Raw genomic sequence first — 11,953 nt, forward strand, 5'->3', positions numbered from 1 at the left:
TTATCTCTCCTTTTGGACTATAGTTTTACCAGATATATTTTTAAGAATCTCAATAATAATTTCTGAGCAATAATTTGCAGCAGTTTTCGCGAAATCATCATAAGAAACTTGAGCTTCATCATCTGCACTGTCAGAAATACATCGTATAACAAGAAACGGTATATCATTTATGTAGGCAACATGTCCAATTGCTGCACCTTCCATTTCTGTACAATGAGGTGCGTATTCGTCTATTAATTTTGCCTTTAACTTTGAATCTTCAACAAAACATTCACCACTTACAATTCTTCCTTCGTGAGCTTGAATATTTGAACTATTACTGTTACATGCTTTACGTGCTAACTCTATCAATTCCTTACTTGCAATAAACTCCTCTTGAAACGGGAATAATTTTTTCATTTGATTTTTACTTACATCATGATGGGTAACATTCGTTGAAATAACTACATCACCAACTTTTACATCTGGATGTAATCCACCAGCAACGCCCGTATTGATGATAGAGTCTACATTAAATTTATGAATTAATGTTTGCGCACATGCAGCTGCATTTACTTTCCCTACACCAGAACGTGCAATAATTACTTCTGTTCCCATGAATTCTCCAATATAAAATGGCATTCCCGCTATTGTCTGTTCTTCTTGTATTACTAGCTTTTCTAAAAGTAAATCTATTTCAATTTGCATTGCTCCGATAATGCCGGTTCTGTTCATGTATGTAGTCCCCTTTATTAATTAATCCCTTTAATCCTCTCTGACATAACCGACAATAAAAATTTCGGAAGTACAAGTTGTCTCTTTAATCTTTTCGGCTGTGAGAGTAACCTATACAGCCATTCAGTTCCAGTATCCCTCATTATTTTCGGTGCTCTTTTTACAGTACCAGATATTATATCAATCATTCCTCCGATACCAATAGATAGCGGAACGTTTAATGTTTGTATGTTTTCATAAATGAACTCTTCTTGTTTTGGTGAACCTAGTCCTACAAGTAATAAATGCGGTTTGAATTGCTTAATTTTCATTTTTATTTCTTCTATTTCTTCACCATTTACAAATCCATGCTGTCCTTTAAATTGTGCTCCTGGGAACTGCTCATTTAATTTTTCTAATGCCTTTTTATTACTTTCTGGCGCAGCTCCAAAAAGAAAGACACGATATTCATTGTCGTTACAATATTTTATTAAATCGTGAGTTAAATCCGCCCCAGTAACACGTTCTTTCAAAGTTCCTTTTAATATTTTCGAGCCAATTATGACACCAATCCCATCCGCTGTTATTAAATCCGCAGATAGTAACATCTTTTTAAACTCCTTTGATTTTTCCGTATTTTCCTTTGCAGACATAACAATTTCAGGATTTGCAGTTACTACAAACCTTGGTTTCTCTTGTTGTTCATATAACCAACCTTTTAATAAACTTATAGCTTTTGCATATTCTAAAGTTGAAAAAGGTATACCTTTTATAAATTGCTGATCCACTGTACTCTCCCCTTATATAAGCTGCAAATATTCATCAATGTCTTTAGAAATTTGAATAAAAGCTTTATTCCAAAATTCATAATTTCTTATATCTATTTCAAAATGTTTTTTCATAAGCTCCTCTACTGAAGCCTTTCCTGTTTCTCGTAAGAACTCTTTATATTTCGAATGAAAAGTACTTTTACCTTCTTGAGCTATTTCTAATAAGCTAAAACTTACTAAATATCCAAACGTGTATGGATAATTGTAAAAAGGAACATCTGCTATATAAAATTGAATATATTTCATCCATACAAACGGCTGGTATTCACTTAAAGCATTTCCATAAGCTTCTTTTTGTGCAATTATAGATAATTTCTCAATTTCATCAGCACTTAAAGGACCCTCTTTACATTTTTCATAAAATGTTTTTTCAAACTGATACGATGCTCGTATTGCCATTACATAATTAAAACTATTTCTTATTTTCCAGCTAAGTAATGACTTTTTCGTATCTTTACTATCCGTTGTTTCAATTAGATAATTTAAGAGTACCGTTTCAAAGAAAATAGATGCTGATTCAGCCGTACTCATTGGCAAATAATCATCTAAAAAAGATGTAGATTGTTCAAAACTCATATTATAAAAATGCCAAGCATGTCCTAATTCATGAGCGAGCACTCTTACACTATTTATACTCCCATCATAACGAATGGAAATTCGCGATTCTTTCTCACTGAAAAATGGAGCACAAAACCCGCCTGGTGGTTTATTCTCTCTCGGTTCAGCATCTACCCAACCACTTTCTATCGCATTACGTGCAAATTCTGCTAATTCTTCATCAATATTCTTCCATGCATCATAAACGTTTTGTATTGCTACTGAAAAAGGAATCATGACCTCATTACTTTCCTTTACTGTCATAAGTTCATGCCATGTAATCGAAGCTTTCCCTTTCTTATACACGTTTAAAGCACTTACTAATTTATCAAGGTTTTCTTCTGTCGCATTCCACATTTGGAATAATACAGTTTCTGAAATGCCATTCGCATGAAAAGATTGTGTTAAAATCTCTCTATCTTCTATTTCATCACTCTTTGCATTACGCAATCTCCCTACTTGATTTAATACAGTAGCAAAGATTTCTTTTTCCTTATGTAAAGCACATGTTAATGAATCGAATACTTCTAATCTTTCCTTTTCATTATCACTATTCATTGCAATAGTATTTGCTTGTCCAAAGGATAATAGTTTATTATTGTGCTCTATTTCTATCCTATCCCGTAATTGTATGTACATATTTTCCCACGCATTAAGTTCATCTTTTATTAACTTAGTATTATCTGAAGTTTCCACTTCATTATGTTTTATTACTTGCTGTAATTCACTTTTTAGTTCCTTCACTTTCACGGTCAATTTAGTAAGGTCAGATGGAACACTTTCTTCAACCGATCGACAGTACAAATAGTATTCTGCTTTTTCAATAACTTGTATAAGCTTTGAAAGAATCTCTACATCTTTTGTTACAAAATATTGCTCTTTCAACTCCAAAATCGGAAATAGAATATCCTCATTCAAATACAAGCGATTTAAATCCCATCTAGCACTTTCTTGCATTTTTATAGCCACCTCCTATTTTTACAAATAGTTACAGATATTTCTCCACACACAATTATATATGAAATGGAAAAATTTTGATATATTCAAATATTTAAATTCCTATAAATATATTCTTATTTATACTCTTTTCTTCTACCATTAAGTATCATTACACATATAAAAAATAATCCCTCTACAAGATTGCATTTGATATAGGAAAACTTCAAAGATTTTATCTTCATCAATACCATATCGACCGATTATCACAGATTAAAAAATAAAAAAGGATTGATCAAAAGATCAATCCTTTACTCTACTTCATTTAAGAAAAATAACGTTATAACGCCAGGTCCTGTATGTGCACCGATTGCTGCACCAATTGTATTTACGATAAATACTTCACAGCCAAATCTTTCCGTAATTAATGATTTTAATGCTTCCGCTGTTTCTAAATCGTCACCGTGAGTCATACCGATTGTTTGACCTTTAAGGTCTTTACCACGTTCTTCCATAATATCAACAATACGGCTTAATACTTTCTTTTTCCCTCGTACCTTTTCAAGTGGTACAAGTTTTCCTTCTTCCACGTTTAAGATCGGTTTAATGTTTAGTAAACCACCGATAAATCCTGCGACTTTACTTAAACGTCCACCTCTCACTAAGTACTGTAAGTCAGCTACAGTGAAGATATGTTCCATATGGCTCATTAGAAAATCAACACGCTTTAAAATATCTTCTTTTGATGCGCCGTCTTTTGCCATTTTAGCAGCTTCTAAAACGACAAGACCTTGACCAAGCGAAGCACATTTCGTATCAATAATTTCTAAATCTAAGTTAGCATATGTTTCTTTTACTTCCTCTTTAATGACAACTGATGATTGATATGTACCAGACAGTTCAGATGAAAAAGCTAAATATATACAAGGATTACCGTCTTTTGCATAAGAAACAAATTTTTCTTGGAACGTTTCAAGTGAAGGCAATGACGTTCTATAAACAGCGCCTTCTCTCATTTTTTGCAATAATGTAACTGACTCTAATGTTACTCCATCTAAATACTCTGTTTCTGCTTCATCATATACACGGAGTGGAATTAAATCAATATCATATGCTTGCAGCAATTCTACTGGTAAATCCGCCGCACTATCCGTAATGATTTTAACACCCATTTTTAAACCTCTATTCTGTTATAAATATAAAATAATAAAATAAAAATAGTACTTTTAAATTATATACGTAAAACTTAAATGAAGAAAGGAAAACACTTTATATTGTATGCACTATTCTTCAAAACTTGAACTGTTAATGAAAATGATTCTATTTTAAACACCTTTTTCTTATTATTTTTCTAAAACACGAATAATTTTATAAGTATTTTGTATCATTATATTTTAATTCTTTATCTTAATATAATCTTTTCAAATTCATACTGTTTAAAATTGAAAAGCCAAATCCAATAAAGGAAATGGCTTTTACATTTTCATAAAATAACCAAACTTTATTTTCCATCAAATTGTTTGTTTACATTCATACTTTGGTGATGTTGAATATTAGTCCAGTTATGATAAATATTTATAGCCTGTACTATAATTAAAACAGTGAATATTCACCTGTAAGAATCACTAGATAAAAACAAGTTAAACATTTTATAAAATATTTAATTTTACTAGTAAAGCTAATAAAATTTGGAGAAGAATTTGAACATTTACTGCTATGTCTGTATCCGTAGTCGTAACTGTAACATTTCTAGAATTTCTAATAACAGTTTCTTGTTTATTAATTTGTTTAATAGATGATTTTTGAAACAATTCTTGTGCTACACGGTCAGCTTTTTCACTATCTGCTATAGAAATACTTATTATAACCACGATAGCTGCTTGTAATGCTGCTTGAATAGATAAAGCAGCTTTTGTATCTGTAGTAGTAACTTCTACATCTGCTGAATCTACAATTGTAATAGATTCTTCAGAAATTTGATACGTTTTACTTTCTTGCGCAGCTGCTTCTGAAACGCTAGCATTTTTAAAAGATGGATGAGGATTCGAGGAATCTAATGCACTCCACTTTTTATTTTCATCTGAATGACATGTTTTGTCCATGCGTTCACCCCCTTTCAATCTAAATAATTATTAACTTGTGATTGTATTTCAGAAACAATACTTTTAATTTGCTGCTTTTTTTCTGGTGATAAATTTTTTAATTTTTCTTCATTTATCCCATGCCTATTAAAAATATCTGAGAGTAAAAGGTCTATAATTATATTCTTTTGATCCTTATCAAACTTAAAGGAAGAAAATTTGTTTAAATCATCCATTTACAATATTCACTCCAATCAATTTTCTATAAAAATTTTAAATATCTACGAGCATTATATGTAATGAAATAAAAATTGCTTGGACAAGTAACTTAATCTTCTATTTTCACTTCTTTTTGCTAATAAAATCAAAAGCTGACTTCTAATAAGAAGACAGCTTTCCTTCACTTCACATAAATATAAGTTTCATTACTGTTAAATCATGTATTTTATCTTTATTTGTAGTTTTCCACACTTGCTTTACCATTAATCTTGAATATTAATTCAGTCATAATAAAAAGTCCAAGCTTGTACCACGTATTACAACAAAAAACATTTACTTAGATTGAAAACTTATAGCTAAATATCAATAGGATAGACACTTTATAAAATGTTTAGTTTAACTAATAAAGCTAATAAAATTTGAAGGAGAATTTGAATATTCACTGCAATATCTGTATCAGTAGTTGTTACGGTTACGTTTCTAGAATTTTTAATAAATGTTTTTTGTCTATTAATTTGTTTAATAGCTGATTTTTGAAATAATTCTTGTGTTATTTTATCTGCCTTTTCACTATCTGCTATAGAAATACTTACTACAACTACGATAGCTGCTTGTAATGCCGCTTGGATAGATAGCGCAGCTTTTGTATCTGTAGTAGTAACTTGTACATCTGCTGAATCAACTATTTCAATATATTCCTCAGAAATTTGATCGATTTCATCTGTTTGTATAGCTTCCTCTAAAAAATTTGCATTTTTACTAAACGAATAATCATTTAATGATTCGCAATCTTCTTTTTTCGGATCGCAATCTTCTTTTTTCGGATCGCAATCCTCTTTTTTTAGCTCACAATCCTCTTTTTTTGGCTCACAATCCTCTTTTTTTGGCTCAGGAACTCGTTTTTTCGGCTCAAACTCCCGGTTTAATGGATCCCGATTTTTCTTTCGTCTACAAACTTCACATTCACACATAAAATCACCCCTTTTAGTCTTAAAAATTAGCAATATTAAAATATTGACTAACTAATAGCATTTTATGTATTTTTTAAAAATTTGTTTGGACAAGTAACTTAATCTTCTACTTCTTTTTCTAATAAAAAAAGCTGCCTTCTAATAAGAAGACAACTTTCTTTGTGACTACTCTAGAATAGATTTCATACAATATAATTGTTCCTTCCTTATAACCTGAGTTCGTCACTTTAGTTATAAAAATGTGGGTATATCCTATACCTTTTTTAGGGACCATCCATAATTTATTTCATAAAAAGTGCTTTGTTTTACTGAAAGGTGGTTGCGGAAACAACCGCCTTTTTATTCGGAACAAAATAAAACTTTTATATAAAAGCCCCATACTTAAATATACTAAACTTCATATAATATATTGCATCCTTTCTTTTTAGAATAAGTAGTCGTTTACTGAAGGGCACTTTTCGAAGTGCTCTTATCTTTAATCCCCCTCTTTTTCAGGAAGAGTTTTTTTACTAAACCCTAATATGATTTGTATCACTAAGGCTAGGGATTACGACATTTCCTTAATAACTTCAATGAATATAGTAGCTACTAATTAAAATACCCCTATGATCTTCTCTACACTTAAACCATCGTGCATTACCGAACACATGAATTAATTTTTATTTTGACTATGTAACACTAAATTCACAAGATTATTATCCTATGTTTGATGAAGCCATCATTTCAATGCCAGCAACCCCACACTTTTAACTAATAACTTAAACAAATGGGCTACCTCAAGGTTCCTTTGATATAGTATGTTATGTTCTATATAATGAAGAGAGCGCTAGTATTCCGAAGGAGGATATATATGAGTATTCAATTGGCCACATCTAACGATTTAAAATGGATTAATAGTCAATATGACTCAATAGGATTTGTACGAAGTGATTTAAAGAGAGATAAAGTTGCAATTATTACATATAACAACGAGTATGCAGGTGTTGGCCGATTAGTCCAAATAGATGAAGATACTTTAGAAATGGGCGGGATTTTTATTCTGCCTCAATTTAGAGGGCTTCAATTAGCTGGTGAGCTTGTTTCATTTTTAGTAGAAACTGCGAAAAAATCACAAATACAAAATGTATATTGTCTTCCTTTTGAGGAATTAGAAAACTTTTATAAGAAATATGGATATACTGAAGTCGATACTACGACAGAAGCAGTCCATCCAATTATTCTAAAAAAATATAATTGGTGTTTGGAGAACTACGATAAACACGTTCTACTATTTAAATTGTAAATGTAATAAAGTGAAACTTTAATCAGTGGGAGTTTTAATCAAATCTCTCACCAATCGGGCTTTGATTAAAACTCTATGTTCCGTCAATACTATAGATAATATGATTGTATTTCTCCATTCCCCCTTGGAGAGGAGCAGTTGGCTTTTGCTAGCTGCTCTTTTATTTTTTCAAAAAGTCACATAAATATCTTTAATTCCAAACATTCAAAAGATAAAATATGATATGATTGTTATGAAGATATTTACCAACTAATAAATGCGCCCTAGACTTACGTACTAGGGCGCATTTATTTTTTAGTATGTAACTCCTTCACTCATCTATTATCCACAAAATAAGTATCATATGCCTTATCAAATTCATATCCTAACTTTTCTGCTAGTTTAGCAGATGTAGTATTCGCTGCGTCCCAGTTTGGATACTTTCCATTTTCTAAGCAATCCAATATAAGAGCTGCACTTACTACAGTTGCCAAGCCCTCTCTTCTATGATTGTGATCAGTCGCAACTTCAATTTCAATCCCATCATTATAAATACTATACGAGGATGCACCGCATACAACTTCTCCGTTATATAAAATGCTATAACCTATACCACGGTTTATATAATCTTCTACCGAATGAAATTGACTTGTGAAATCTTCAGATATCTTATGTAATGTAGGGCTATTTGCGATATGCTCGTCTATTCTTCTTAACTCATATTCTTTTGGAAGTGCTGATATAAAAGATTTTAATTTTGAACGATTAAAAACTTCTGGATTTCGTTTGAATTTATAACGTAAAAACTTATCTATTTTTCTTTCATGGAATGTTTCTAAGCGTTGTTTCCACTCTTCACTATTCACGATAACTAAAATTCTTTCTGGAATATTACGTAATAACTCTTCTGTTTCTTTCGTATTTGGGTCTCCAGCGTAAAATGTAAAAATCCCTACCGTAACTTGTGCTACTTTTGGATTTTCAAGATCATTTACCCAAGCAGTACCCATATGCCCTTGTAAATAAGAAAGTAAAACAACGTTATTGAAATCCTCAAACATAGAAACTAGTTTTTTTCTTGTATGTATATTCGCTTCATATATCATTTACATTCCCGCCTTCTTTAGAATCAACTACTCTTAACATTTTCATGAGCGCTCCATAATTCGTATTCATATACATACCCACCTGTTCATCATAAAAGCAATTGACTATTAAATTAAAACTTTGAATATTTATAAAATATCAGTAAACATAAAATGATTATAACATCTACTAACTATGAAATGATCAACATATAAAATAAGTCAACAATAAATATATTTCTTACCCGTTAACAAACGGTTTGAAGGACCAACATAATTAATTATGTAACAACCCTCAACAATAGTTTGAGGGTGCATTTAAATACATGTGTTATAACTCATTTTTATAAATAAAAGATTCCGTCTCACCGTTCTTATATACTTTAGTCAATTTAACAACTGATTTGTACGTGTTAACGTCATCCTCTATCATTTTTTTCATCTCTTCTATTTCGGCATCACCAGTTCCGCCCTCTATTTTTAAACAGTTCGAAATGGAAAGGTATCCGCTTGATGCCAATATAAAAATAAAAATCGTATCAGGAAAATTAATAAATAATAATCCGTAGTTTAAAGGGTCTCCAGCTAGATGTGATAAAAGTAATCGAAAACCTACCAGTTCAGGTACTTGAACAAAATCTCTAGAAACTTTCGCCTCACCTACTATAGTAATTTGCTTTACTACATTCCCGAGATCATCTGTAAATTCAGTACATCTAGGTGGATTAATTGTTGTTGCTTGGAAAGACACATTTAATTCAGGATTGTTAAAATCGAAAAAGATTGTACTCCCCTCCGTTAAACAATGCGGGCAAACATTTCCTAGCAAGCTAAAGTCCTCTTCAATATATTTAACTTTTGTTTTGCAACTACATACTTTCCCTATTCGAATTGCATCAATCTTTGAACAATCGACAAATATAACCTCATTGTCTTCTTGTACGAATGATACGATACCTGTTTTCTTATTAAATGAAAGAAAATAAGATACAGCAATTTCGTTTCCTGCTATTATGATACTTTCAACTTTTGTATACGGTTCTAGACTCTGTAAAAACTCACATATACTATTTTGGCAACACCCACAATCACGTTTCGGTTCACACCCCACTTACACTCCATCCCTTCTCTATATAGAATTGCTACTACATATATATGAGAAGAAAATAAGAAAAGCTTGGACAATATAACGTTAACGTAGCAATATCGTTACCTAATCGTACATTTATATGGAAATCACACCATTTTTGAGTAAGGACACATAAATTTTACTATAAATACATATAACAATTTCATCTTTCATGAAAAAAACGTTATAATAAGGTGTAGCCTCTACGATTACGTTATAAAGGAGATTAAAACAATGGCTAAAATTAAAGTATACCAAGCAAAAGAGGAAAATATGGAAGCAGTAAAAAACATCATTGATGTTGAGGAACAAAACCCAACTGCTGAAAACTTACAAAATCTATACGCATGTGTATTAGATACTGAAGATATGGCATTGCCTGAATCATACATTGAAGAAGATATCTTAATTGATTCTATTGAAGTTATGGTTAACGCTTCTCAAAGCAAAGTAAGAGACTTAGGTGCTTACGATGTAATCGAAGTTCAAAACAAAGGTAAGAAAACACAAATTTTACTATTAGCAGACGAAGAATACGAAATTATCGAAGGCTAATCTAAATCCGTACATACGAAAAAGCTCCTTTCCAATTAGAAAGGAGCTTTTTCATTACGCTTTTGATGTTTCACTCTTTTTATTCGTTTGTTGTTTCTTAATTACCATGCGCTCATTTCCCATAAAGAAAATGAATATGAATGCTAATCCAGCTGGTACCAATGCCCACATGAATGTTTGAACAATTGAACTAGAAAGAGCGTCAATAATCTTATCTAATATTTGCGGAGGGATTTGAGATCTTGCCGATTCTGATAGAATAGCTCTTGAATCCCCTAAAGCGTTTGTATTCATTCCCCCGCTCATCCCTTTAAATGCTTCTTCTAATTGATCTTGGAAACCTGTTCTTTGGATCATTCCGAAGATTGTAATGCCTAGTGTCATTCCTAACGAACGAATGAAGTTACTCATTGAAGTCGCAGACCCGCGCTGTTCCATACCGAAGTTGTGAATAGCTGCCATACTTAGTACAGAGAATGAGAAACCGACTCCAAATCCGATAATAATCATATAAACTGTTAATAATACACGACTTGTTTCTGGTGTTAACGTGCTTAATAAGAATAGTCCAATTAGCATAATAACCGCAGAAATAATCATAATGTTTCGGTAGCTAAGTTTAGTTGTTAAAAATCCGCCTAACTGCGCTGTTACGACTGATCCTAACATCATCGGTAAAAGTAATAATCCTGAGTTTGTTGCGGTACCACCGTATACACCTTGAATAAATAACGGAATGTACACAGTTGCTGACATAAATGCAGCACCGTAACATAAAGCAATAATTGTACTCATTCCGAATAAGCGCTGCTTAAACATCTCAAATGAAATAATTGGTTCTTCTACTTTTCGTTCAATAAAAATGAATGCGATGATTAAAATAGCGAATCCACCAAATAAGCTTAAAATAAAGCTAGAATCCCAATCATATTTTTGTCCGCCTAGTTCAAGCGCAAACATTAAAGAAACTACTGCACCAACTAAAGTAATTGCACCAAACCAATCAATCTTTTGCTTCCTATGAACGCGTGATTCTTTATAAAAGAATGTAATAAAAATAAGTGCTAAAATGCCAAGTGGTAAGTTAATATAAAATACCCAGTGCCAGCTAATGTAGTCGGTAATATATGCGCCAAGTAATGGCCCGAAAATACTAGATAATCCAAATACCGCTCCGAATAAACCACCCATTTTCCCGCGTTTTTCAGGTGGGAAAATATCAAAAACGATAGTAAACGCGATTGGCACTAATGCCCCGCCGCCAATACCTTGAATGGCACGATAAATACCTAACTGTGTAATATTTTCAGCAGTACCACAAAGTGCCGAACCAATCATAAAGACAATTAAACCGAAAATAAAGAATCTCTTTCTACCATACATATCTGATAGCTTACCGAAAATCGGCATGCCTGCCATTTCTGCGACCATATAGGCAGAAACGACCCATACAAAGTTTTCGAGGCCTCCTAAGTCACCAACGATTGTTCCCATCGCCGTTACGACAATGGTATTATCCATCGATGCCATTAAAATACCTAGCAATAAGCCCGCCACAACAAAGCCGAGCTTATTATTCTTCTCAACCATATCTCT

12 protein-coding genes are annotated in these 11,953 nt (G+C 32.0%); 2 read left to right on the forward strand and 10 right to left on the reverse strand.

The annotated features are described in order from the left end of the window. From ACX9TM_RS14365 to ACX9TM_RS14395, 7 genes are all read right to left on the reverse strand, one after another. Window positions 1–714: a 5'-methylthioadenosine/adenosylhomocysteine nucleosidase gene (locus ACX9TM_RS14365; protein ID WP_065382460.1), complete on the reverse strand. Its 714-nt coding sequence runs from the start codon at window positions 712–714 to the stop codon at window positions 1–3. Between the two features lie 17 nt (window positions 715–731). Continuing rightward, window positions 732–1,481, reverse strand: coding sequence for a WecB/TagA/CpsF family glycosyltransferase (locus tag ACX9TM_RS14370; RefSeq protein ID WP_000372664.1), 750 nt, complete (start codon window positions 1,479–1,481; stop codon window positions 732–734). A gap of 12 nt (window positions 1,482–1,493) precedes the next feature. Then, window positions 1,494–3,077 carry a M3 family metallopeptidase gene (locus tag ACX9TM_RS14375; protein WP_001158171.1) on the reverse strand — a complete coding sequence of 528 codons (1,584 nt, stop codon included), beginning with the start codon at window positions 3,075–3,077 and terminating at the stop codon, window positions 1,494–1,496. Between the two features lie 290 nt (window positions 3,078–3,367). Continuing rightward, window positions 3,368–4,228 (reverse strand): DegV family protein, encoded by an 861-nt coding sequence (locus tag ACX9TM_RS14380; RefSeq protein ID WP_065382447.1) that lies wholly within the window; start codon window positions 4,226–4,228, stop codon window positions 3,368–3,370. Window positions 4,229–4,705: 477 nt separating this feature from the next. Beyond that, window positions 4,706–5,158, reverse strand: coding sequence for a spore coat protein (locus tag ACX9TM_RS14385; protein ID WP_000361676.1), 453 nt, complete (start codon window positions 5,156–5,158; stop codon window positions 4,706–4,708). Between the two features lie 14 nt (window positions 5,159–5,172). Further along, entirely contained in the window at window positions 5,173–5,373 is a 201-nt protein-coding gene (locus ACX9TM_RS14390) for a spore coat protein W (protein ID WP_000342253.1), read from the reverse strand. 363 nt (window positions 5,374–5,736) lie between these two features. After that, window positions 5,737–6,327, reverse strand: coding sequence for a spore coat protein (locus ACX9TM_RS14395; protein ID WP_065382446.1), 591 nt, complete (start codon window positions 6,325–6,327; stop codon window positions 5,737–5,739). Between the two features lie 850 nt (window positions 6,328–7,177). On the opposite strand from ACX9TM_RS14395, the gene ACX9TM_RS14400 reads away from it, so the two are divergent. After that, a complete protein-coding gene (locus ACX9TM_RS14400; RefSeq protein WP_000027166.1) occupies window positions 7,178–7,609 on the forward strand; it encodes a GNAT family N-acetyltransferase in 432 nt (143 codons plus the stop codon). Between the two features lie 314 nt (window positions 7,610–7,923). Here the strand turns inward: ACX9TM_RS14400 and ACX9TM_RS14405 are convergent, their stop codons facing one another. Together ACX9TM_RS14405 and ACX9TM_RS14410 are read right to left on the reverse strand one after the other, a co-directional pair. Beyond that, window positions 7,924–8,694, reverse strand: a complete 771-nt coding sequence (locus tag ACX9TM_RS14405) for a GNAT family N-acetyltransferase (RefSeq protein ID WP_000638727.1) — start codon at window positions 8,692–8,694, stop codon at window positions 7,924–7,926. Between the two features lie 310 nt (window positions 8,695–9,004). Next, window positions 9,005–9,784 (reverse strand): BC_2878 family exosporium-associated protein, encoded by a 780-nt coding sequence (locus ACX9TM_RS14410; protein ID WP_000501707.1) that lies wholly within the window; start codon window positions 9,782–9,784, stop codon window positions 9,005–9,007. Window positions 9,785–10,036: 252 nt separating this feature from the next. Here ACX9TM_RS14410 and ACX9TM_RS14415 point away from each other — a divergent pair, with 252 nt between their 5' ends. Next, window positions 10,037–10,357 carry a hypothetical protein gene (locus ACX9TM_RS14415; RefSeq protein WP_001062733.1) on the forward strand — a complete coding sequence of 107 codons (321 nt, stop codon included), beginning with the start codon at window positions 10,037–10,039 and terminating at the stop codon, window positions 10,355–10,357. A 54-nt stretch (window positions 10,358–10,411) separates the two neighbouring features. Here the strand turns inward: ACX9TM_RS14415 and ACX9TM_RS14420 are convergent, their stop codons facing one another. Beyond that, the gene (locus tag ACX9TM_RS14420; protein WP_072769974.1) at window positions 10,412–11,947 is read right to left on the reverse strand and encodes an MDR family MFS transporter; all 1,536 of its coding nucleotides are present in this window, start codon (window positions 11,945–11,947) and stop codon (window positions 10,412–10,414) included. Window positions 11,948–11,953: the final 6 nt, after the last annotated feature.

The organism is Bacillus sp. LH1 (assembly GCF_057924895.1).

Coding starts and splice junctions, on each gene's coding strand:
- ACX9TM_RS14400 (WP_000027166.1), top strand. CDS start 7,178: ATGAGTATTCAATTGGCCACATCTAACGATTTAAAATGGATTAATAGT.
- ACX9TM_RS14395 (WP_065382446.1), bottom strand. CDS start 6,327: ATGTGTGAATGTGAAGTTTGTAGACGAAAGAAAAATCGGGATCCATTA.
- ACX9TM_RS14385 (WP_000361676.1), bottom strand. CDS start 5,158: ATGGACAAAACATGTCATTCAGATGAAAATAAAAAGTGGAGTGCATTA.
- ACX9TM_RS14365 (WP_065382460.1), bottom strand. CDS start 714: ATGAACAGAACCGGCATTATCGGAGCAATGCAAATTGAAATAGATTTA.
- ACX9TM_RS14405 (WP_000638727.1), bottom strand. CDS start 8,694: ATGATATATGAAGCGAATATACATACAAGAAAAAAACTAGTTTCTATG.
- ACX9TM_RS14415 (WP_001062733.1), top strand. CDS start 10,037: ATGGCTAAAATTAAAGTATACCAAGCAAAAGAGGAAAATATGGAAGCA.
- ACX9TM_RS14420 (WP_072769974.1), bottom strand. CDS start 11,947: ATGGTTGAGAAGAATAATAAGCTCGGCTTTGTTGTGGCGGGCTTATTG.
- ACX9TM_RS14390 (WP_000342253.1), bottom strand. CDS start 5,373: ATGGATGATTTAAACAAATTTTCTTCCTTTAAGTTTGATAAGGATCAA.
- ACX9TM_RS14375 (WP_001158171.1), bottom strand. CDS start 3,077: ATGCAAGAAAGTGCTAGATGGGATTTAAATCGCTTGTATTTGAATGAG.
- ACX9TM_RS14380 (WP_065382447.1), bottom strand. CDS start 4,228: ATGGGTGTTAAAATCATTACGGATAGTGCGGCGGATTTACCAGTAGAA.